General features: G+C 56.9%; 19 protein-coding genes. 1 reads left to right on the top strand and 18 read right to left on the bottom strand.

The window, feature by feature from the left end:
- Positions 1 to 11: 11 nt before the first annotated feature.
- The 11 genes from C8N45_RS01035 to C8N45_RS00980 all read right to left on the bottom strand — a co-directional run bounded on the left by C8N45_RS01035 (position 12) and on the right by C8N45_RS00980 (position 15,827).
- Entirely contained in the window at positions 12 to 1,349 is a 1,338-nt protein-coding gene (locus C8N45_RS01035) for an amidase (RefSeq protein ID WP_108384373.1), read from the bottom strand.
- Positions 1,346 to 2,710, bottom strand: a complete 1,365-nt coding sequence (locus tag C8N45_RS01030) for a TRAP transporter large permease (RefSeq protein ID WP_108384372.1) — start codon at positions 2,708 to 2,710, stop codon at positions 1,346 to 1,348. The genes C8N45_RS01035 and C8N45_RS01030 overlap by 4 nt, the downstream gene beginning before the upstream one ends.
- Positions 2,711 to 2,740: 30 nt before the next feature.
- Positions 2,741 to 3,334, bottom strand: a complete 594-nt coding sequence (locus C8N45_RS01025) for a TRAP transporter small permease subunit (protein WP_108385077.1) — start codon at positions 3,332 to 3,334, stop codon at positions 2,741 to 2,743.
- A gap of 73 nt (positions 3,335 to 3,407) precedes the next feature.
- Positions 3,408 to 4,502: a TRAP transporter substrate-binding protein gene (locus tag C8N45_RS01020; RefSeq protein ID WP_108384371.1), complete on the bottom strand. Its 1,095-nt coding sequence runs from the start codon at positions 4,500 to 4,502 to the stop codon at positions 3,408 to 3,410.
- A 697-nt stretch (positions 4,503 to 5,199) separates the two neighbouring features.
- Positions 5,200 to 6,534 (bottom strand): ABC1 kinase family protein, encoded by a 1,335-nt coding sequence (locus tag C8N45_RS01010; protein ID WP_108384369.1) that lies wholly within the window; start codon positions 6,532 to 6,534, stop codon positions 5,200 to 5,202.
- Between the two features lie 55 nt (positions 6,535 to 6,589).
- Complete coding sequence (locus C8N45_RS01005) at positions 6,590 to 7,111, bottom strand: glutathione peroxidase (RefSeq protein ID WP_108384368.1); 522 nt, start codon at positions 7,109 to 7,111, stop codon at positions 6,590 to 6,592.
- A 116-nt stretch (positions 7,112 to 7,227) separates the two neighbouring features.
- On the bottom strand, positions 7,228 to 8,814 hold the full coding sequence (locus tag C8N45_RS01000) for a caspase family protein (protein WP_108384367.1): 1,587 nt from the start codon (positions 8,812 to 8,814) through the stop codon (positions 7,228 to 7,230).
- Positions 8,815 to 8,979: 165 nt separating this feature from the next.
- Entirely contained in the window at positions 8,980 to 9,789 is an 810-nt protein-coding gene (locus C8N45_RS00995; RefSeq protein WP_133175916.1) for a hypothetical protein, read from the bottom strand.
- Between the two features lie 259 nt (positions 9,790 to 10,048).
- On the bottom strand, positions 10,049 to 13,372 hold the full coding sequence (locus C8N45_RS00990; protein WP_108384365.1) for a calcium-binding protein: 3,324 nt from the start codon (positions 13,370 to 13,372) through the stop codon (positions 10,049 to 10,051).
- Between the two features lie 114 nt (positions 13,373 to 13,486).
- On the bottom strand, positions 13,487 to 15,415 hold the full coding sequence (locus C8N45_RS00985; RefSeq protein ID WP_133175915.1) for a sensor histidine kinase: 1,929 nt from the start codon (positions 15,413 to 15,415) through the stop codon (positions 13,487 to 13,489).
- Positions 15,416 to 15,503: 88 nt separating this feature from the next.
- Entirely contained in the window at positions 15,504 to 15,827 is a 324-nt protein-coding gene (locus C8N45_RS00980; RefSeq protein WP_108384363.1) for an EF-hand domain-containing protein, read from the bottom strand.
- A 22-nt stretch (positions 15,828 to 15,849) separates the two neighbouring features.
- On the opposite strand from C8N45_RS00980, the gene C8N45_RS00975 reads away from it, so the two are divergent.
- Positions 15,850 to 16,623, top strand: coding sequence for a response regulator transcription factor (locus tag C8N45_RS00975; RefSeq protein ID WP_108384362.1), 774 nt, complete (start codon positions 15,850 to 15,852; stop codon positions 16,621 to 16,623).
- Between the two features lie 36 nt (positions 16,624 to 16,659).
- Here C8N45_RS00975 and C8N45_RS00970 read toward each other — a convergent pair whose 3' ends face one another.
- The 7 genes from C8N45_RS00970 to ihfB all read right to left on the bottom strand — a co-directional run bounded on the left by C8N45_RS00970 (position 16,660) and on the right by ihfB (position 21,103).
- Positions 16,660 to 17,154, bottom strand: a complete 495-nt coding sequence (locus C8N45_RS00970; RefSeq protein ID WP_108384361.1) for a helix-turn-helix transcriptional regulator — start codon at positions 17,152 to 17,154, stop codon at positions 16,660 to 16,662.
- Positions 17,155 to 17,185: 31 nt separating this feature from the next.
- Entirely contained in the window at positions 17,186 to 17,656 is a 471-nt protein-coding gene (locus tag C8N45_RS23385) for a hypothetical protein (protein ID WP_245882509.1), read from the bottom strand.
- A 47-nt stretch (positions 17,657 to 17,703) separates the two neighbouring features.
- Positions 17,704 to 18,246, bottom strand: coding sequence for a PepSY domain-containing protein (locus C8N45_RS23380; RefSeq protein ID WP_108384360.1), 543 nt, complete (start codon positions 18,244 to 18,246; stop codon positions 17,704 to 17,706).
- A gap of 139 nt (positions 18,247 to 18,385) precedes the next feature.
- Positions 18,386 to 19,615 carry a tryptophan synthase subunit beta gene (trpB, locus tag C8N45_RS00955; protein ID WP_108384359.1) on the bottom strand — a complete coding sequence of 410 codons (1,230 nt, stop codon included), beginning with the start codon at positions 19,613 to 19,615 and terminating at the stop codon, positions 18,386 to 18,388.
- An 88-nt stretch (positions 19,616 to 19,703) separates the two neighbouring features.
- On the bottom strand, positions 19,704 to 20,357 hold the full coding sequence (locus C8N45_RS00950; RefSeq protein ID WP_108384358.1) for a phosphoribosylanthranilate isomerase: 654 nt from the start codon (positions 20,355 to 20,357) through the stop codon (positions 19,704 to 19,706).
- Positions 20,357 to 20,716, bottom strand: a complete 360-nt coding sequence (locus C8N45_RS00945) for a LapA family protein (RefSeq protein WP_375342454.1) — start codon at positions 20,714 to 20,716, stop codon at positions 20,357 to 20,359. The genes C8N45_RS00950 and C8N45_RS00945 overlap by 1 nt, the downstream gene beginning before the upstream one ends.
- Before the next feature lie 105 nt (positions 20,717 to 20,821).
- Positions 20,822 to 21,103, bottom strand: coding sequence for an integration host factor subunit beta (ihfB, locus tag C8N45_RS00940; protein ID WP_108384357.1), 282 nt, complete (start codon positions 21,101 to 21,103; stop codon positions 20,822 to 20,824).
- Positions 21,104 to 21,289 lie beyond the last annotated feature (186 nt).

The following is a 21,289-nucleotide window of genomic DNA, read 5'->3' as shown; positions in this document are numbered from 1 at the left end:
TGTCCTTTTGTTCAGGCGGCTTGCGCAAGGTGGTTTTGCAACCAGCTTGCGGTTCGCAACAAGCGGTCGTCTTTTTCGGCGGGGCCAATCAGTTGCACGCCGATGGGCAGATCGTTGGCCCCGACCAACAAGGGTAAGGTGACGCAGGGCAGCCCCGCAAGTGTCCATAGCGTGCAAAAGATCGGATCACCGGTGCCATCGCCAAAGCGTGGCGCCTCTCCGGCGGCAGAAGGTGCGATGATCGCGTCAAATTCGGTGAACAGATCGGCAAAAAACGCTTCCGCAGATACCTTGACGGCCAAGGCGTCCTCATACTCGATCTTGCTGATCTGGCGACCGCGCGTAATGATGGGTTTGAGCGTATCGCTCAGCATATCCCAGTGCGCGTCAAACGTCTCTGCCAGATGCTGGCAAATTTCGTATTCGTGGATACGCGCCTGTACAGCCACCAGATTTGACAATGTGTCAGCTGCGCTCATCCTTGTGACCTGCGGGCCCAGAATTTCCAGTACCGCCTCAAGCCCGTCACGGGCGTCATCAGTCAGGCGGTCATAGAATGGCAAATCGAACCACGCGAGGTCGGGGGTGACGGGTGCCTCTGCCTGCGCGCCCGCCAACATATCAGGGCGCGGGCGTGCGAAACTGCATGGGTCGCGCTGGTCGTATCCGCCAATAGCGTCCGTCAAAAGGGCCACGTCAGCCAGCGTACGGCCAAAGCAACCGACCTGATCCAGTGAAACCGACGTCTGCAAAAGCCCCGACCGGCTGATCACGCCGCGTGTAGGTTTGAAACCAAAAGTCCCGCAAAAGGACGCCGGGCGAATAACCGACCCGTTTGTTTGGGTCCCGATAGCGAGCGGGACATGCTGTGCCGCCACCGCAGCCGCAGACCCGCTGGACGACCCACCCGGGCTGTAGTCAGGGTTATGGGGGTTGCGCGTTTCATTGGCGTGCACAAAGGCCAGTTCGGTTGTGACGGTCTTGCCCATGATCACGGCGCCCGCCTCGCGCAGGTGTTCAACGATCCGTGCGTCATCGTCCGTTTGGCGCCCTGCGAATATCTGCGTGCCGCGTTGGGTCGGCATATCGCGTGTATCAATGATATCCTTCAATCCCACAGGCACACCATGCAGCGGACCGGTGGCCAGACCGGCCTTGCGGATGCGATCCGCCTCTGCCGCCTGGGCCAATGCGCTGTCAGGGTCCAGATAGGCCCAGGCATGAATGGCACCATCGGTCTCGTCGATCCGTGCCAGACATGACTTGACCAGATCGACAGAACTGAGGCGGCCAGAGGCGATGGCCCCAACAGCCTCAGTTGCTGTCAGACTGTGGGGGGCCTGCTTCATGGGACGTATTCACCAAACAGATAGTCAGGGAACCACAGTGCGATGCCCGGGAAGGTATACATCAGCACCATCGTCAGAATGACAATCCCCAGATAGGGAATGATCCCCTTGAAGATTTCGATCAGTTCGATCTGCTTTTTCAGCACGCCCTTGAGGTAGTAGGCAGACATCGCCATCGGCGGGGTCAGGAACGATGTTTGCAGGTTCAGGGCCACCAGCATGGCAAAGAAGTAAGGGTTCACGCCAAACGGCTCTAGCAGCGGCAGGAAGATCGGCACAAAGATGATCAGGATCTCGGACCATTCCAGCGGCCAACCCAGCACAAAGATGATCAACTGCGCCATGATCAGGAATTGGATCGTCGTCAGATCCATGCCGATGACCCATTCGCTGATCAGATCATGCCCACCGAGGTACGAAAAGACCGACGCAAAGGTCCATGAGCCGACGAACAGCCAGCAGACCATCGCTGTGGCTTTGGCTGTCAGGAACACCGATTCCTTGAGTTTTTGCCACGTCATCGACCGGTAAAGCACGGCCAGAACCATGCCACCCAATGCACCCATGGCCGCGGCTTCGGCTGGCGTCGCAAGCCCACCCAGGATCGACCCCAGAACCAGCGCAATCAGTACGGTCAGCGGCAGGAATGACACCAGCAAATCCATATAGATTTTGCTGGGTGGAGGAACGTCTTCCAGCTTTGGCTTGGGCGCCAAAGACGGGTTCACCCAAACGCGCAAGATCACATAGACGATGTAAAGACCGGCCAAAAGCAAACCGGGGAACACCGCAGCCGCATAAAGGCGCAGCGGCGACAGGTTTCCGATGGCGGCATAGACGATAAGCATAATCGACGGCGGGATCAAAATACCCAACGTCCCACCCGCGCAGATCACACCGGATGCGAATGATTTGTTGTAGTTAGCATTGGCCATCGCGGGATAAGCGAGCAAGCCCATCAAGGTCACAACCGCGCCGACAATCCCCGATGCGGTCGAAAAGACAGCGCATGTCAAAAGCGCCGCAATCGCCAATGACCCCGGCAGATTGCGGGCGGCCATGTAAAGCGAGAAGAACAGGCGATCAACGATATTGGCCCGCTCGACCACGTAGCCCATGAACAAGAACAACGGAATGGCGACAAGCGTGTCATTTTCCATCACCGAATAGGTGTTCTGGTTCAAAAGGTAGAAGATGTTGTTGTTGAAGATGTCCGAAAACACTTCGGGCGGGCCTTGGTAATAGGCGTAGTATCCAAAACCGACGCCCATGGCGATCAGGGTAAAGGCAATCGGAAATCCAAGCAAAACCAGCATGATAAACATGCAAAGCATAAGGATGGCAACTTCGGGGTTACTCATATCTATCTCTTTCGATTGAAGCGAAGTCGCTTATTTGTCGCTGGGGGTGATGCCGGGGATAGACACGTCATCCATGTGCATCAGCATGTCTTCTGTTTCACGCACATCATCCAGACGTTCCATCCAGACACCTGTCCGCATTGCATTCCAGCAGCGGACAAGTTCTGCCAGGCCCTGCAACAGCAACAGCCCTCCCGCCAGCGGGATGAGTGTCTTGAAGAAATAAATCTGGATACGGGCGGGGCTGTTCCAGCTGACTTCCTTGTAGCGCCAGCTGTCCGATGCGATTTCCCAGCCGTACCAGAACAGGGCCAGAATACCCGGAAAGAAGAAAAGCAGATACAGCAGGAAATCCACGCGTGCTTGCCATTTCACGGAAAAGAGACGGTAGACGACATCGCCGCGCACGTGGCTGTCCTGTGCCAGTGCATAGGGACCTGCCATCAGGAACAAGGCACCATACATCTGGACCATCATGTCGAAAGCCCAGACCGTAGGCGCGTTCAGCACATAGCGGACAAAGACCTCGTAGGACACTGACAGCGTCAAAATCAGGATGCACCACCCAAAGGCGCGGCCAACCCAAAGGCTAAGCCCTTCAACTGCATGAACGAATTTGGTCACCTGCGGTGCCTCCCCAATATGCATAAAAACCGGGGGCCTTCTGTGGGCCCCCGGCGTTTTCATTTCCTGATGATCAGGCGAAGTAGTGGTTGTATGCCAGCTTATAGTCAGGCTGGTTCAGGTTGAGATAGCCCATGACGTTCTTGGCGTAGGCCTTTTGGCTCTCAATCACGCGGGCAAAGAATTCATCCTCGCCAGAGATCCGGTCAACAACCACATCCCATGCCTCCAACTGGGCCGCCATAACGTCATCAGGTGTGCGGTGGACCTTGACGCCCTGCTCTTCTTGCAGCGTGACAAGATCGTCCGCATAACGCTTGGTGTTGTGCCAGTAGAAGTTGGAGTTTTCCGCTTCCGATGCGTACTTCAGAATCGCTTGCAGTTCAGCAGGCAGGCTTTCGAACTTGCGCTTGTTGAAGGTAACCTCAAAGAATTCCTGCGACTGGTGGAACGACGCAAGGTGATAGTCTTTCGACACATCCTGCATACCAAAGTCACGGTCAGACGTCGGGTTGTTAAATTCGGCCGCGTCAATCAAGCCTGACTTCATTGCAGGCTGGATTTCACCACCGGGCAACTGCACAACGGACATGCCCATTTCCAGCAGAACGTCAGCAGCCAGACCCACGGTGCGGTACTTGAGGCCGTTCATCTGCGACACATTTGTGATCTGCTCTTTGAACCAGCCAAGCGGCTGGGCGGGCATTGGCGAATTGAAGAATGACACAACATTCAGGCCAAGGCTGCCCATCAGTTCGTCAAACAGCTCTTGTCCGCCGCCATAGTTGACCCAACCCAGCACTTCCTGCGACGACCAGCCAAAGCAGGGGCCGGTGCCGAACAGGGATGCTGTCTTGGATTTTGAATACCAGTAAGCAGGCACATAATGTGCAGCATCCAGAACGCCGCGGTGAACCGCGTCTTGCATCTGGCTTGTTTTGACAACCGAGTCGACGGCGAGCAGGTCAATCTTCAGCGCATCACCAGCCATGGCGTGCACGCGATCGACATAAGACTGCGCGTTTTCAAGGAAAATACCGCCGCCCCAAGCGGCCTGCATTTTCAAGGTTGTGGTGTGCCCTTCGGCAATCGCCGGGGTCGCCAAGGCTGCGGCACCAGCAACAGCTGATCCGCGCAGAAACTTTCTGCGGTTTACGGTATCGGTCATGTTTCCTCCCAAGGAACTATCGTGCTCCCGCCCCCTCCCGAGGCAGAAGTCGACTTCGGTTTTTTAGATGCAAACAGGCGATTGAGCGTCGCGCCGATGACCGGTGAGCCAGTTTCGGCACAGCCAATCGCCTGTGATCCTCTGCGATTGTGTGACAAGTGAAACCCGCTGACAAGCGTTTCTGTTCAAAAACTGTGCTCTTCGCTGCATCTGCCCTGCAGCGTTCACCGCTGATGAAAGGTGTCTCAAGCCAATGTTCCCGCATGAGGGCGCGTTGGGTGATGGCCCCAATTAAAATAGATAACATATTGATATTGTGTTGTAATTACTGAATCCACCCAATTCCCATGTTCCGAATCCTGTTTGTGTCGCCTGGCGTTGCTTTTGTAAAAAGACCGTGCCTGACCAGCCGTTCTGTCGGACAGAAAAACTTTCCCCTGCGTCAGACCTGAGCCGCCCGATACAGCCATAGGTGGTTCTGTGCGACAGAGTTGCAATTCGCCATCTTCTTCAACGAATCGCCATGTTCCATAGGGCGCCTTGCACCGCTTTTTGACCGCCGCGACCGATTCGTCGCGAATCACTGATCAGGCACGGTGGCGCAGCAAAACAGGTGCGTCGGTTCGATCTCTCGTGGGCAGGGCCCCCGTCTGACTGTTCCCGATCCAAAGATTCTCTTGGTCCTGGCAGCCAATCCTCACGGTGCCGGTTCCAGATGGCGGGCAAGCAGTGACAACACATCCACCTTTGCTTTCAGGCGGGCCGCCAACAGGAACAGGCCACCCAGTTTCCGCTGAAGCAAGAGCACATCTATCGGCAATGGCGGTGGCACAAAACCATCTTCAGCCAGCGCCATCCCTTCGGCCTGCATCTGCTGCGACAATGTCGAATCTGCAAAATCAAACAACGCCTTGTCTCGCAACGCATCAAAGATCCCACGCATCATACGCTCGATGCGACTTCGCTGCCTGTCGGTTGTGCCCGAACCGATGAAACCGATTTCTGCCGCGGTCTGCATCATGGCCACTGTGTCATTTGAAAGCCCTGCCCGCATGAGTTTGCGGTAGCGTTCGGCAATCACCGGATCAATATCGCGGGTTGCGCCGAAATCGAGCAATACAATGCGATCCGTTTGAGGTTGGTACAAATAGTTGGCGAAGTTGGGATCGGTCTGCATGACGCCAAAGACAAAAAGCTCTTTCAATGCAAGATCGATCAAACGGGTGGCGATCCTGTCGCGCGTCTCCTGCGTTTCGTTTGCCGCCTGCTCGATTGGCAGGCCCGGCACAAAACCCATGGCCAGAATTTCAGGCGTGCTCCAATCATGATGGACATCTGGCACGACAAATGCGGGTTCCTTGGACAAAAGCGCCCCAAACCGGGCAAGTTGCGCCGCCTCGCGGGTATAGTCGGTTTCCTCGTGGAGTTGCTTGCGACCTTCCTCAAGATAGGGGGACAACGCAAACCCTTTTGGAAGCAGACCGGACATCCGTATCAACGCGCCCACATTGGCGACATCGCTGTCGATGCTTTTGGCGACCCCCGGATATTGCACTTTGATCGCCAGTTCGCGCCCGTCTTTCAGACGTGCCTTGTGGACCTGCCCGATAGAGGCCGCTGCAATGGGCCGCACATCGAAGTTTTTGAACGCCCCCAGCCAGCGGTCCGGCCATTGCTTGTTGAGCACCTGTTTCAATTGCGCAGGCGGCATGAAGTGCGCATCGTCCCGCAGACGGGCCATGATCTGCGCCAGCTCGGGCGGAAGGAATTCACCCGTGTCCATCGACATCAGTTGACCGACTTTCATGGCGGCCCCGCGCATCTTGGCCAACTGATCTGCAACCCGGCGGACATTGGAAGGGTTCAGCAACAATCCTTGCATTGACGGGCGCTGCCCCCGGCCCAGCTGTGCAACACCGTTCAACGCCATGTTGCCAGCTATGCTAGCCGTCATGGTCCCCAATTGGCCAAGCCGTGAAAGGCGGCGGGACGGTACGGGAATAGCCCGTGCATCAGGTTGTTTTTGCGACATCGACGGAAGGTAGCGGTGATGCGGGTATTTTCAACGCCCGTCACACAACAGGCCGCTAATTCAAAAGCGCTTCGATCAGGTCGACGATCTGTGCGGAATCCGGTGTAACCCGAGAGCCGAACGTTTCAACAACTGCGCCGTTGCCGTCGATCAAAACCTTGTTGAAATTCCAGCGCGGGATAAAGCCAAGCTCTTGCCGCAGCGATGCATAAAGCGGGTGCGCCTCTTCGCCTTTGACATGGGTGATTGTCGTCATTGGCATGTCGATACCATACTGTAGTTCGCAGAATTCCTTGACCTCTGTTTCGGTCGCAAGCTCTTGATTGAAATCGTCGGAGGGCACGGCAAGCACCACCAGCCCCTGCGCGCGGTAGCGGTCATAAAGGTCCTGTAGCCCCCGATATTGCCGCGTAAACGCGCATTGCGAGGCAGTGTTCACCACAAGCACGGGTTGTCCCTGCCATTGCGCAATCGACAAGGTGCCGCCGTCGATTGAATCGAAGGGCGCGTCAGTGTCAATGGCTGCCGCCTGCGTACTGAAAAGGAATGAAACGGCAATCAGAAGGATACGGAACATAGCGTGCCTCTTGGTTTGGTGTCGGCGGAGCCTTATCGGAGAGGTAGACCCAGCCGACCGACTGTCAAACCACAAACAGGGTCATAGACTATCCACCAAGCTCGAAACAGCCGTTCTTATCTTGTTGCGGTAAAACGGCAGCCCAAGACATTCGTGCCACTAATTCTGCGCCGATCGCTGCTGAGGACAGCACGGTAGTTGTCGCGCACGCCATTCTGCCAAACAATACGCACCTGCAGGGTGCCATCGCCGACATCTGTTGTCGTCCCCCGCCCGACATTGCCAAGGTCGTCGCGCGTCACCACAGAATAATTATTGCCGCCCTGCGACCGGTAGGTCGTGCTGCCGACAGACGAGACAAAAAGCGGGCATTTCGACACAAACGACCATGTTCCGGTCAAAGAGCGCGCGCGAGGGGCCGACGGTGCCGGTCGGGTCTGCACCGCAGCTTGTGTGCAAACCGTTCCGTCTGCCGCGTTCAACAGGTCCAGTGCTTCCTGGGTTCCGAGTGCTGAAAGGGCAATTTTTGCGCCACTTTCATTGACAAAGGCGCGAAACGCACGCCGCGTGCGTGGCCCCACCACCCCATCTGCCTGGCCTGCCGCGCAACCCAGCGCGTTCAGCCGCTGCTGGCTTTGCCGGATGATTTCCTTTTGCGGGACCGCCGGAATTTCAGGAGGGGTTGCAACCTCCTCTGCTTCGGTCTCCACTGGGTTGTCATCGTCGCGCAGACGATCAAGTTCTCTTATGGCGATGACGATCAGAAGGTCGCTTTTGTCTTTGTGCTTTTCCAAAAACGCCTCGTAGGCCACGACAGACCCCAAGGAGCGCGCACGCGCGAAATCGGCCCGCAACGCTTCACCGGCGGGGTCTGCGGTCGGCACTTGTTCGACAACCGGGGTTGCTGGTAACGCTTCACCCCCATCCGAGTTGAAATAGAATTTCCCTAGCAATTCATCATAATAGGCGGGGAATTGTTGGTGGTTTTGCTTCAAGGCAAGGTCGCGGACTTCAAGCCGCACCTCCGAGATCAGTTCGCGCAATTCCAGATTGGGTTGCGTTAATCTTGGCAACAATGTCCGGGTAAAAACCGAATTGGGGTCAGAGTCCGGCCCGTTAAGCCGGTCCAGCGCCTGCTGCTGCGCGCCTGCGGAAAAGACGACAAATGTGCCTTCGGGCGCCGTAACGCGCGCCAGTCCGCGCGAGCCACCGATATTCCGCCCTGCTGTCGCGGCAAACGGATTGTCGCGGCAGGCGTCAATAAACATCAGCGTGGTGCGCGCGCCTGTATTTTGCACGCGCAACAGCACGTCGGACAGGCCGATGCTTTCAAACTTGATAAAGTCCTCATTCGCCGTATCCGGAGCCTCGATGTCCACCGGAAGCAGATAGTTTTCGCCGTCAATCTCGACCCCGTGACCGGCGAAAAATACCAGTGCCGTGTCACCGGGCTGCAATTGGCCGGTAAAGGTGGCGATGGCGCGGTTCATTTCGCGGCGGTCGGCGTCAAGAATGACAGTCACATCAAACCCCAGCCCCGAAAGCGTATCTGACACGGCCCGCGCATCATTGCGCGCCTTTTCCAGCATTGGAACGTGCGCGTAATTGTCATTGCCGATGATCAGCCCCGCACGTTTTGCCGCAACGGCAAGATCTGGCAGGAAAACAGCCAATGAAATTATCAAAAACAGAGTTCTTATCATCTAGCCATCCTCGCCTTTAGGCCGATTATGCAGCGCGTGGCAACTCACGCAAGAAAAAGAGGCGCTGTTGTGGCCTGCCATTTCGGGAACTGCTGTCGTTGGTCCTTTGCCTTGCCAAAACTCTGTTCCGCGCAGCCTGTTGTGCTGCGCGGGCCATGTTTGCGTTCAATTTGCGACAAAAACACCTGTCTCGCGATAGATATTGCCGTCGCTTTTTTCATGATCCATCGAGAAGGCACCAGCAACCGATGTGTCTGACCCACCAAAGTTTCTGCCGATAAATCCTTCGTATTCCCCTGCACTGCCTTCAAACGTCGCACCGATTTGTGTAAATTCTCCGCCCGAGGCGCTGCCACTAAAGCGCCCGTCCGCACCCAAATCCGTGATTTCCAGGACGACATCCTCTGCCCCAACCGCATTGGCGAAGGGCACCCCATTGGGTGCGACAACAGTACGTCCGGTAATTTCACCGTCCATCGTCATACCGCTGAAGTCTGCGGTGAAAACTGCCACACCCGTCACACCCGCAGAGATGGCAGGGGTTGCACTGTCAGGGGCTCTGACGCTGAGGCCTGCGTAATTGCCGGTGTAGGTCGCTTCACCCGACGAAGGCAGATCCGCTTCGCCCCGGCGACCATATATGGTGCCCTTCGCCTGATCGTCGGGGTCGAAATTTTGAAAGGTCGCAGCAAAAACATCCGAGTTTTGCGCGACGGCCGCAAAGATTGGCGTATTGACCCGGTTTGTGATTTTCGCATCCCCAAGCGCGGCAATGGCCCGGTCGGTTCTGTCGCCAATCTCTTCCCCATCCAGAGTCAGGACGCCGGTATTGGGATCAAATGCCAGATCATCATTGCCGATTTTGATGTCAAAGACCTGTTGCCGGTCAACGAGCGAGTCGCCCGATCCACCGCCACAGGCGGAAAGTCCGCAAATGATGACTGTTGCCGTTGCGAATTTGATCTTCTTGGTCATGTGATTACCCTCTTTATAAATTTCACTTGCTGTGGGCCGACCGCCGAAAGATTGGCGGTTGCAGCCAGATCGGTTATTTTCAAACATTTTCGGCGACTGCCGCTGTTCTGGACCCAACTTACGACCGGGGTGGGCACGGGTCTGTGGGGTCGATCCCCCAATTGGCTCTCGCACCCGATTAACGCCATGAGGCATGACGCAAAAAAGGGGCGGTTGCTGCACATGCACCCCCCCCCCTTTTGGGTTCGCTCAACCGACCTTAGACAAAGTCGAAGGCGTCAACCGGCAGCGTCACGTCAAGGTCAAGCAGCGTATCGACACTGTCCACCGCGCGGGTCAGATGATCGCCGACGACAGGGATATTGCCTGTGACATCTGCAATCGTTTCCAACCAGCCTTCAAAGGCTGCGGCGAATTGATCGTCGGTTGCAAAACGCGTCACAGTGCCCGTCGCATAGTCTGAAAGATCAACTGCGCCAGCATTAACCGCCCCCAGGGCAGAGCCTGCGGTGAAGGCACCATCAAGGAAGGCCGCAGCCAGGTCGAATGACTGGCCTGTGTCCCCGTCGCGCACGATCAGAGTCTCGATCATGGTGTCGGCTTGCGACATGTTCTTGATCCGCAGTTCGGCGCCGCTGTTCAGGATCACCAGATCGGATCCGCCATCAACCCAAAACCGCAGGTCTGCGCCATCAGCAGAGCCCGCATTGCGCAACTCAATCGTATCGTCACCACCGGCGGCACCGGTCACGGCGTCGATCTTCCCTTCGGCCAGATCAAGCAGGCGTGCGGCGTCCCGCAAGGCATCCAGCCCGGCTTCGTCCACCGTGGCGTCTGCACCAAAGGTGAACAGATATGTATCCGCGCCCAAACCGCCGACCATGTCACCATCGGCTGACAGAATGTCATCGCCCGTGCCGCCAAACATCTGAACCGCGTCATAGTCCAGCATTGAACGAAGCTCAGAGGTCGCCTCTGTCACCGCGTCAGCGATGGGTTCCACGGCCTGCATGGCTGCGTCAACAATATCATCCAGCGGGTTCAGCGCGCCCAATGTATCTTTCACCGTGTCGGTGAACTCGGCAATGGCACGCAGAGGCGCAAACAATGCGGAGTCAAAGGTCGCTGACAGGTCATAATCAAGCACATCGGGCAAAATCGCCGATGTGAAAAGATCAACAAACGCACTTGCGTCAATCATCCAGTCGGTGCCGTCCTGACCAAAGGCGAAATTCACCGCATCACCCATTGACAACATCAGGTCGCTGCCCGTCCCGCCAAGGGCCAAGTTCAGGCTGCCGCCACCCAAAAAGATATCATCGCCGCCTTCGCCCATCTGAAAGCCCAGATCGCCGCCCACATGGAACAGATCGTTGCCATCGCCCGCGAATTGCAGGTTCAGCGACGTGGGCAGCGCTTCAATGATTGCGTCTTTGGCAGCCTGGGCCAATTCAGCTTGTTCCTGCGCGCTTTGCTCCTCTTCAGTTTGGTCGGTGTCGATTGTATCCTCAGCCGTATCTTTCAGGGCCTGTGCCAGATCGGACCACGCATCCCTGGCGTCCGCAATCAACTCACCCTGAGACACCATCAGGTCGCCGCCGGTGCCGCCAAACTGGGACTGAATGCCCAAACTATCGGACAATTTGACGCCAACCATCACGTCACCGTCTGCCCCGCCGGACTGCACGGCAAGTTGGCCCAATCCCAGCATCACATCGGTTCCCGCGCCGCCCGATTGCATGATGCCCTGACCGCCACCAATCAGAAAATCGTTTCCTGCGCCACCGGTCTGGATATTGCCACGCCCGCCGCCAATCATGATGTCCTGCGCTGCACCGCCGACCTGCAAATTACCGTAGCCACCCGCCAGAAGGACGTTATCGCCATCGTCGTTAGCCGAAACGTCAAGGAATTCTTCCACCCGGTCGCGCATTGCGTCGATATCAATATCCCCGATTGCGAAATCGTCCGGGATGGCCGACCAGATATGCGCGCCAAACTGAATATTGCCGCTGCCTGCGCCGATCAGCCAATCATCACCTTCAGCGCCAATTTGCACATTCATGCTACCGGCACCGACAAGCACGTCTCCGGCCTTGCCCCCGTGCTGGATGTTCTGCGACCCGATGGCCACCAGCAGGTCGCTATCATCACCGCCGAATTGCAGGTTGGTCATGCCCAGCGCGAACAGATCATCATCGCCCTCGTCGCCGAACTGCACATTGGTGTTGCCACCCGCAGCCAGCACATCATCGCCTGTACCACCCCACTGCAAATTGGTGCCGCCGATCCCGAGCAGGATATCCGCACCCGCGCCGCCCCACTGGCTGTTGCCGGTCGAGATGGCAATCATCGTGTCGTTGCCTGCTTCGCCCGATTGCGCCGTCACCAGAACGGATGCGGCTGTCATCATATCGTTCCCCGCGCCACCAAACATGACGTTGGCACCGCCTGCGGACTCCATCACATCATCACCGTCACCACCCATGAAAGTGTTCACGCCACCAATGCCACGCAACACGTCATTGCCCGTGCCGCCCGACACTGTATTGACGCCACCTGTCGCTGCGATGTGGTCATTGCCGCTGTCACCCAGCACGGTATTGATGCCACCGCTGGCCATGATCGTGTCATGGCCAGCGCCACCGCGCACCGTATTCGTGCCGCCCTTGGCGATCAGCGTATCATTACCATCCTGACCAAACAGGGTGTTGACGCCGCCGGTTGCTTCAATGCGGTCGTTGCCGTCCTCGCCAGAAAAGGTATTCACCCCACCCTTGGCAATCATCGTGTCGTCGCCGGTGCCGCCCTTGGCCGTGTTGATGCCGCCGATCCCTTCGATGCGGTCATTGCCGCTGTCACCATAAAGGGTGTTGGTGCCGCCAATGCCCAGAATGGTATCATTCCCGGTGCCGCCATAGGCGATGTTGGTGATGCCGTGCGCCTCGATCCGGTCATGGCCGGAGTCGCCACGCATGTGGTTGTAGGCACCCTTGCCGATCATCGTGTCGTCCCCGGTGCCACCCTGCATCCGGTTGCTGGCGCCGCTGGCGTACAAATAGTCATTGCCACTGTCGCCGGACATGTCGTTGTCAGCGCCGTAACCATACAGCTTGTCGTGGCCGCTTCCGCCATTCAGGTCATTGCTGGCCCCATAGCCGTACAGGCGGTCCTGATCGTTGCCGCCGTAAAGGACATTGCGCGCGCCATACCCTTTGAGCGTGTCATTGTGATCGCCCCCGCTGAGATAGTTGTAGGCGCCGTAGCCATAAAGACTGTCATAGCCGCTTTCACCGTACAGTTTGTTGGTGGTGCCATAGCCATAAATCTTGTCGCTGCCGGTGCCGCCCTTGAGGTAGTTGTAAACACCCTTGCCCTTGATTGTGTCCGACCCGGACCCGCCATAGAGGTAGTTTCGCGCGCCCCAGCCTTCGATGTAGTCACTGCCGGACCCGCCATAAAGCGTGTTCTTGTCGACGCTGTAGCCGTAAATCTTGTCGTTGCCGGACCCGCCGTCAGCGGTGCTGCTCCAGCCATATTTCTTGATTGTTTCGTGAATGCTATCCGATGAAAACCAGCCCATGATCGTCGTCCTTTTCGTGTTTGTTGCAGTCCGGCAGTGTGCCGGTGTTCTGTCATCAAACTACGAAAGCAGCGGGTCTGTTGTTATGGGGCCGATCCCCCAATTGGCCCGGCGTCAGGCCTCAAGCGCCAGCATGAATGCAGTGCCATGGCCGGGCTGCGCAGTCATGGACAGGCTGATGCCATTTTCCTGCGCCAAACTAAAACAGACAGCCAACCCCAAACCGTGCCCGTCTGATGTCGGGCCCTTTTCGCCCTCTTGCTGAAACCGCCCGAATTCCTCCTCTGACAGGCCCGGCCCGGTATCGACAACGCAAAGGGTCGCCATGCCGCCCCTGCGGCACAGGCCCATCAGGACGCCGCCCGCATCGGTGTATTTGATCGCGTTGGACACCAGATTGCTGGTGATCCGCATCAGAGCCATGGGTGGAATCCGTGTCTGATAGGTACTTGTCACCATCCGCAGGCGCAGACCCTTTTTTGCCGCCTCTTGCTGAAACATCTGCTGCACCGTTTGCAGGATCAGTCCGACCTCATAGCGTTCGTTTTCCTGCTCTGGCGGTGCGTCAGTCGCATTATCAAGATAGCTTTCGGACAGGGACGTAATGTAGCTGAACGCCTCGCGCAGTTGCCCGCGCGTTTCGGGGTCGACGCGGGCGGCAAGGCTATCGACGGTCATGCCCAGCGACATCAGGGGCTGGCGCAGATCATGGCTGGCATTGGCCAGTTGCCGCGTGCGTTCCTGCGCCTTGGCACGGGCCGTTGCATAGTTTTGTTCTGACGTGAACAACGCCTTGTTCAGTTCTGCCTCGCGGGCCAGGGCTGCAAGTTCGGCGGCGGTGGCCGCCTCTTGGGTCCGCCGGGTGATTAGCACTTTGGCGACAAAATTGGCCAGCGCGCCCAACACCAGGATCAGGTAGACGCCTTTGAGCGCGGACAAGCTACCCACGATCTGCGGCAGTGCGGGCACAAGAAGCGGGACAAGCAAAAGCATCAGCCCCGTCAGAGCCAGAAAACTAAAGAGACGCCCGACCGCAAAATTTGAGGCATGGGTTGCGTTGGTAATACGGGTCGCCACCAGCACGGCCACGCACATCAGCGCAAGCAACAGATAGGCAGCCGCAGCAACATACGTGCCGGGCGACACCAATGAAATCGCAAACCCAAAGCCACAGAGCCCCGCAAGTACGGCACACCATCGCGCCCAAATGACGCGGTTGCCGGCACGAAACCCCTGCCCGGCCAGCAAAAAACCGGACCCCGCCAGCGTGAATAGCAGGAAAAACCCAACAGCCGACTGGATGCCGGGCGTATTTGGGTACAGGAACCGAAAAAGCAGCCCGTCAAGAAAGGCCAGCAAGCCCAGCCCGACAAAGAACATCAACGCGTAAAGCAGACTCATCCAGTCGCGCAGGGCCGCGAAAAGCGCAACAAAGACAAGGATACTGGCCAAGGCAAAGGCATAGAAAGCCGCAGTCAGGGCCACGCTTTGGACGGCCTTTTGGGCTGTCGCATCGGCCTGCTCGAACCTGACGTCCAACTGCTGCAAGGGGCCAAACTTGACATGGGCCAGCACAAGCACGCGCTCACCGGGCAAAAGCGCCAGCGGCTGCGATTGCAGACGCCCTGCTGTGTGCTGGACGGCCAGAAACGGTCGAAAGACCGAATAGCTCAGCACATTTTCAAGCGGGCCGTCACCTGCAAGATAAAGATCAACCTCACTGACCAGCGGCGCGTTCAGAACCAGTCGCCCGGCGACAATTTCCGTGGCGTTAAGTTCTACCGCCGCCCATGCCTCTGGCGCATGATTGGCAGCGTAGGGTGACACCTCCAGCACTTCGGAAAAAGCCCCCTGACCGTAACGGGCAACCATATCGACAGGATCTGCGGCGGTGCCGGAGGCATAGCGTAGCGCAGGTGTCAGATCATGTTCGGACTTGGCTGGCGAGACGGCAAAACTGTCGGCAAACGCCGGGGCCGCGAAGGCGGCAAGCGCAAGCAAACAAGTCAGTGCGGCTCTCAACCGGCGGACTACGTCAAACAAGGGACCACTCCTCAAAACGTCGATCCTGCCATCAGGCGATGTTCTGCCCGATCTGACAAGAGGTCAGCGGCAAAATGGGGGATTGACCTCAGTTCCGGTCGCGGTGGTTGTCGTCTGCCGCCCGCAGTTCCCCGGGGGAGACGAAGCCATCATTGTCCTTGTCGGCAATGCCAAAGGCAAAGCCGAACGCGCCAAACATCCTGATCTGGCGCGCCGTGGTTTGACCGGTCTCTGCCATGGCGCGCACGAACACTTCGAACTCTGTGCGGTCAAGACGTGCGTCGGTATTTCCATCTGCCGCCACCCATGCGTCCACTTCCACAGAGGTCGCGGCAATCGGCCCCTGCTGCGCGCTCAAGGGTTGCGGCAGGATCGCGCAAGGCAGGGCAAGATACAAAAATTGCTTCATCATTCACCTGTTCCTTGTTGCAGCCATGGGCACAAAAGCTGGCATCCGGGGTTTTTCGCAAGGCGCTTTGCTGTCAGGTTATGCAAAAGACAGAAAATTTGGCAACACTGCGTTCAATGATGCGGCAGCCCTTTGCAAGCGAGTGACCCACGTGCGGACCTTTACCTGTGTTATTGCTGATGACCATGCAATTGTACGCGCGGGCTTGCGCGCAGCCCTGACCACACCGGGCCTCATCGAACCGGGCGGCATTGACGTTGTCGCAGAAGCCGCAAACGGGTTGGAGGCCATCGCCTGCCTGCGCCAGCATCGCCCGCATTTGTTGCTGCTTGATGTGCAAATGCCCTTTGCGGGGGGAACAGAAGTCTTGCTGGAGGCCCGGCGCTGGTCGGTCGACACAAAGATCGTCGTGCTGACGGGCATTTCTTCGGTGGGTAAACTGTCAGAATTGATTGACGCCGGAGTCGATGGCATCTTTTCGAAGGCGACCGAAAACGATGAGCTTTACGCGACCCTGCCCCTGATCCTGCGCGGCGGGCGGCATGTGTCGCAGCATGTTGTTGACAGTCTTGACAGCAGCCCGCCTGCGGTCAGCCTGACCGACCGCGAACGTCAGACCCTGAACCTTGTGGTCGCCGGGCGCAGCAACAAGGAGATCGCCGAAACCCTTGGCATCAGTGCAAAAACCGTTGATCGACACCGCACCAACATGATGCAGAAAATCGGCGTGCATTCGGTGGCGCAACTTATTGCCTTTGCACTGCGCGAAGGGCTGATCGACGGAACAGATGCACTGTAGCCGCCTCGACGTCCCGATATACTGCGATCTGGCCTGTCAAATCTGAGGTGCCGCGAGGGCGTCGCCAATCAGGTCTTCGACAAACAGGCTTAGCAATTGCGTCCGACCCGAGACCCCCGCCTTACGATAGATGGCATTTGTCTGGGCTTTCACTGTTCCCTCGCTCACATCCCGCAGGCAGGCAATTTCGGTTGTTGACATGCCTTTGATCGCAAAAAGCGCCACATCCCGTTCGGCGGGGGTGAGAGCCCATTCCGTAAATCTCTCTTCCACCACGTCCATGAAAGCCCCTGATGCAAGGCGCAACTGATCTTCAACGCGGCTATTGCGTGCTATGGTTTTGCGCAAGGCCATCATGCCCAGCACCGCCCCCAGAACCAGCCCAAGTGCCGCACCAATTTCGATAAGCTCGTAAACTTGCCACTGAAAGGGCGCGAACCCAAGGATCGAGGACAAAATGCGCGACAGGAAGAAGATGGCGCAGACAAGCTGCACCAGAACAATCGCAAGAATGTACCAGCGACCGATCAAAAACGACTACTCATAGATTTGGCGAAAACGATTAGTCATCGTCATCATCATCATCGTCGTCATCGTCATCATCGTCGTCGTCATCATCGTCATCGTCGTCATCATCTTCATCATCGTCATCGTCGTCATCATCATCCCGTTCGTCGTCCCTATCGTCATCGCGACCTGAACTCTCGGAGGACGACCGTCCACTGTCGCGACGTGATGGCCTGTCATAATCCGACCTTCGCGGTGCAAGAATGCGTGGACGACGATCGTCGTCATCTTTATTGCGCATATAGTCACGTAGAATTTCGCCGGTCTGCGGTGCAATCACCAACTCCCGGTAAAGGTCGGACCGTTCTGCGGTAAATCTTAGCCGCCCCAAAAATGTCCGGTTCACCTTGATGTCACGAAAGCCCTGGTCCTCTAGCTGCCGGACCACCTGATCTTCGACGGATTGGGCCACCGCAAGATGCGGTGCCCCAATAAGTAAAAGTATTATGAACAATCGTTTCAGCATGAATTCCCCGCTGCCTGCGATACTACAAGCACAGGATGGATGAACGATTAGTCGTCGTCTTCGTCGTCTTCGTCATCATCATCTTCGTCGTCGTCATCATCTTCGTCATCATCCTCGTCATCGTCGTCATCGTCATCCTCGTCGTCATCTTCGTCGTCTTCGTCGTCATCTTCATCGTCACGATCACGATCCCGGTCACGATCCCGATCACGCCCCTTACGATCGTCATCTTCGTCATCTTCGTCATCTTCGTCGTCGTCGTCTTCATCATCTTCGTCGTCGTCGTCAGACTCGTCATCATCATCGTTTGAATTGCGGACAAAGACCCCTGGTGATGTGTCATCGTCACCGCTGGCACGTTCGACTTCGCTCTCGAGTATTTCACCGGTGGCAGCATCATAGGTCACTTCGAGTTTCTGGCCTCTCAGAAAGGCCTCCACCTTCACGCGGCGCGGGCCGTTGACCACCTCAATGCGTTCGAATCCGCGCGACTGCAATTCGCTCACGACCTGGTCCGCAATAGATTGCGCATAGCCGGCGGACGCGGTCACCCCCAAGACTGCGGTAGTGGAAAGGAGCAATTTTTTCATGGTCTATCCTCTTGATGTTCAGGACGCACAACGCGGCCTGTGAAGACTAGCATTGCCGCGCAATGGATTATCAAACCATTGGCTCCGGGTTTATTCAGCGCCGCCTAAACCAAAGTTTATGCGCTTCTCGGCACCTGATTCAGGCACCAGACATGTCAAAACCCAGATGCTTGGCCACAGTGAAGATATCCTTGTCACCGCGACCACACATGTTCATGACCAGCAGGTGGTCCTTGGGCAGATCGGGTGCGATCTTCATGACGTGCGCAAGCGCGTGTGACGGCTCAAGAGCCGGAATAATACCCTCCAGCGCACAACTGAGCTGAAACGCCTCCAGTGCCTCCTTGTCGGTGATGGCCACATATTGGGCCCTGCCGATTTCATGCAACCATGCGTGTTCCGGTCCGATGCCAGGGTAGTCAAGGCCAGCCGAGATCGAAAACCCTTCCAGGATCTGGCCATCATCATCCTGCAAAAGGTAGGTGCGATTGCCATGCAGGACACCGGGTCTGCCGCCAGTCAGGGATGCGCAATGTTCCATCTTCTGGTTGACGCCCTTGCCTCCGGCCTCGACCCCGATGATATTCACATCCTTGTCGTCCAGAAAGGGATAGAACAGCCCCATGGCATTCGAGCCGCCACCAATGGCCGCGATCAACGTGTCGGGCAGGCGCCCTTCCGCAGACATCATCTGTTCTTTCGTTTCCTTGCCTATGATGGATTGAAAATCACGGACCATCGCAGGATAAGGGTGCGGACCTGCAACCGTTCCGATGCAATAAAACGTGTCGCGCACATTGGTAACCCAATCACGCAGCGCATCGTTCATTGCATCCTTCAGGGTGCCGCGGCCTGATGTGACAGGGACGACCTCGGCGCCTAGCAGGCGCATCCGAAACACATTGGGTGCCTGACGCTCAACGTCATGTGCGCCCATATAGACAACGCATTTCAGGCCAAATTTTGCGCAGACGGTTGCAGTCGCCACGCCATGCTGGCCTGCACCGGTTTCGGCAATAATGCGCGTCTTGCCCATGCGGCGGGCAAGAATGATCTGTCCCAGCACATTATTGATCTTGTGGGCGCCGGTATGGTTCAACTCATCCCGCTTGAGATAGATTTTTGCGCCGCCAAGATGATCGGTGAGGCGTTCGGCAAAATATAGCGGGCTTGGGCGGCCAACATAGTGGGTCCACAAATCGTGCATCTCGGCCCAGAAGCTGTCGTCGGTTTTTGCATTTTCATACTGTTCCTCAAGCTCAAGGATCAGTGGCATAAGTGTTTCCGACACGAACCGGCCACCAAAGTCGCCAAAGCGGCCCTTTTCATCGGGTCCTGTCATGAAACTATTGAAAAGATCGTTTGCCATCTTTGGTCATCCTCGTCCGTCGGGTCTGTTCGGGTGTTAAGCCTTTGGGGAAAAATCTTCTAGAAGATTTTTTTCGAAAGAACCTTATCTAAGGTTCTTGGGCGCGCGCGGACGCAACAAAGTCCGCCATGCGCTGCGGGTCTTTCACACCGGGTGCGCTTTCCACTCCGGATGATACGTCAACCTGTCGTGCTCCGGTGCGTTCAATCGCCTCTGCAACGTTGCCCACATTTAGTCCACCAGCCAGCATCCATGGCACGCTCCACTTGCGACCCGCGATGAGACGCCAGTCAAACGCCAACCCATTGCCACCCGGCAGGGCGGCATTTCTTGGGGGCTTTGCATCCATCAAAAGCTGATCGGCCACATCGGCATAGATATCAAGCTGCGCCATGTCCTCGGATCCGGCAACACCTACCGCCTTCATCACCGGCAGCCCATAGCGCGCCTTGATCTCAGCGACACGCTCCGGTGTTTCCGCACCATGTAATTGCAGCATATCCAAAGGCACACCGCCGACGATCGCGTCAAGCGATGTATCATCCGCATCGACGACCAGCGCGACCTTTGCAATGCCCGGCGGCACATCAACGACCGCCGATCTCGCCTCTTCTATCGACACATGGCGCGGTGATTTGGGAAAGAAAACGAGACCAACGTAAGCGGCGCCAGCCTGCACGGCACTGGCCACCATTGCGGCGTCACGCAATCCGCAAATCTTCACACGGATGTCAGAGTGCATCAGCCCGTTTTTTCAAGCAGGGCCAGCACGTCGTCATCGCTTTGCGCTCTAGCGGCAGCGCCCCGCAACTGCTCCACTTCGCGGCGCAAAGTCTCTACTTCGCGGGCCTTGCGACGCGCATCGGCACGGATGCGGTGCTCGCGGATCCACTCCCAGAAAAAGCCAATTAACAGACCGGCACCGACACCCAGAAGAATCACGACAAACATGGGCAGGCTGATATCCGGCGATACGCCCAGCAAGTCGCTCACCGGTTCGGGCATTGCACGCAGCGTGACGAAATCACGGTTGGCCAGCCCGATTAGAATGAGGATCAGCCCAACAATGGCCCAAAAAGCATAGCGTATCGTCTTCATCATCAGCACCAATTCGTTAAATCTGCATCGACCATCAGACGTATGCCAACGACGTCTGGCCCTTTCCTAATCAACGGCTGAACTGTGTCAACCGATCGCTGTATCAGTTCAATTTCCGTTTAACCTGTCGCGAAGCAGTTTGCCCGTCTTGAAAAAGGGAACATGCTTTTCTTCGACCTGCACGGATTCACCTGTCCGCGGATTTCGGCCAATGCGTTGATCGCGCTTTTTCACTGAAAAAGCACCAAACCCGCGCAACTCCACCCGATCACCGCGGGACATCGCACCTGTAATCTCTTCAAAGACAGTATTCACGATCTTCTCTACGTCTCGCTGATAAAGGTGCGGGTTCTCGTCGGCAATTTTCTGGATCAGTTCTGAACGGATCATGGCGAAGTTCTCCCTAGCGATTGTTGCCCAGCGGGTTTCTGTCCGCTTTTCAAGTAACTATAGGCGCATTCATGCGCTCACGAAATAGCATGACGCGGTCAATTCGTCACAAAATCCGATGAATCAGGTCCGATCCGGGGCGGTTTTGCGTGCAATCGTGCCAAGGGTGCGGGACGTGCCTAAAAG

The sequence above is a fragment of the Yoonia sediminilitoris genome, assembly GCF_003058085.1.
Taxonomy (GTDB): domain Bacteria; phylum Pseudomonadota; class Alphaproteobacteria; order Rhodobacterales; family Rhodobacteraceae; genus Yoonia; species Yoonia sediminilitoris.
The sequence above is the reverse complement of the archived record's forward strand: the minus strand, read 5'-3'. Positions and strand labels throughout refer to the sequence as shown.

Bases quoted from the DNA above. Each gene is read 5' to 3' on its own strand.
- C8N45_RS00995 (WP_133175916.1), bottom strand. From the start codon at position 9,789: ATGACCAAGAAGATCAAATTCGCAACGGCAACAGTCATCATTTGCGGA.
- C8N45_RS00990 (WP_108384365.1), bottom strand. From the start codon at position 13,372: ATGGGCTGGTTTTCATCGGATAGCATTCACGAAACAATCAAGAAATAT.
- C8N45_RS00975 (WP_108384362.1), top strand. From the start codon at position 15,850: ATGGGCACAAAAGCTGGCATCCGGGGTTTTTCGCAAGGCGCTTTGCTG.
- C8N45_RS01005 (WP_108384368.1), bottom strand. From the start codon at position 7,111: ATGTTCCGTATCCTTCTGATTGCCGTTTCATTCCTTTTCAGTACGCAG.
- C8N45_RS01030 (WP_108384372.1), bottom strand. From the start codon at position 2,710: ATGAGTAACCCCGAAGTTGCCATCCTTATGCTTTGCATGTTTATCATG.
- C8N45_RS00950 (WP_108384358.1), bottom strand. From the start codon at position 20,357: ATGCACTCTGACATCCGTGTGAAGATTTGCGGATTGCGTGACGCCGCA.
- C8N45_RS01035 (WP_108384373.1), bottom strand. From the start codon at position 1,349: ATGAAGCAGGCCCCCCACAGTCTGACAGCAACTGAGGCTGTTGGGGCC.
- ihfB (WP_108384357.1), bottom strand. From the start codon at position 21,103: ATGATCCGTTCAGAACTGATCCAGAAAATTGCCGACGAGAACCCGCAC.
- C8N45_RS01020 (WP_108384371.1), bottom strand. From the start codon at position 4,502: ATGACCGATACCGTAAACCGCAGAAAGTTTCTGCGCGGATCAGCTGTT.
- C8N45_RS23385 (WP_245882509.1), bottom strand. From the start codon at position 17,656: ATGCTGAAACGATTGTTCATAATACTTTTACTTATTGGGGCACCGCAT.
- C8N45_RS01010 (WP_108384369.1), bottom strand. From the start codon at position 6,534: ATGTCGCAAAAACAACCTGATGCACGGGCTATTCCCGTACCGTCCCGC.
- C8N45_RS01000 (WP_108384367.1), bottom strand. From the start codon at position 8,814: ATGATAAGAACTCTGTTTTTGATAATTTCATTGGCTGTTTTCCTGCCA.
- trpB (WP_108384359.1), bottom strand. From the start codon at position 19,615: ATGGCAAACGATCTTTTCAATAGTTTCATGACAGGACCCGATGAAAAG.
- C8N45_RS00945 (WP_375342454.1), bottom strand. From the start codon at position 20,716: ATGATGAAGACGATACGCTATGCTTTTTGGGCCATTGTTGGGCTGATC.
- C8N45_RS23380 (WP_108384360.1), bottom strand. From the start codon at position 18,246: ATGAAAAAATTGCTCCTTTCCACTACCGCAGTCTTGGGGGTGACCGCG.
- C8N45_RS00980 (WP_108384363.1), bottom strand. From the start codon at position 15,827: ATGATGAAGCAATTTTTGTATCTTGCCCTGCCTTGCGCGATCCTGCCG.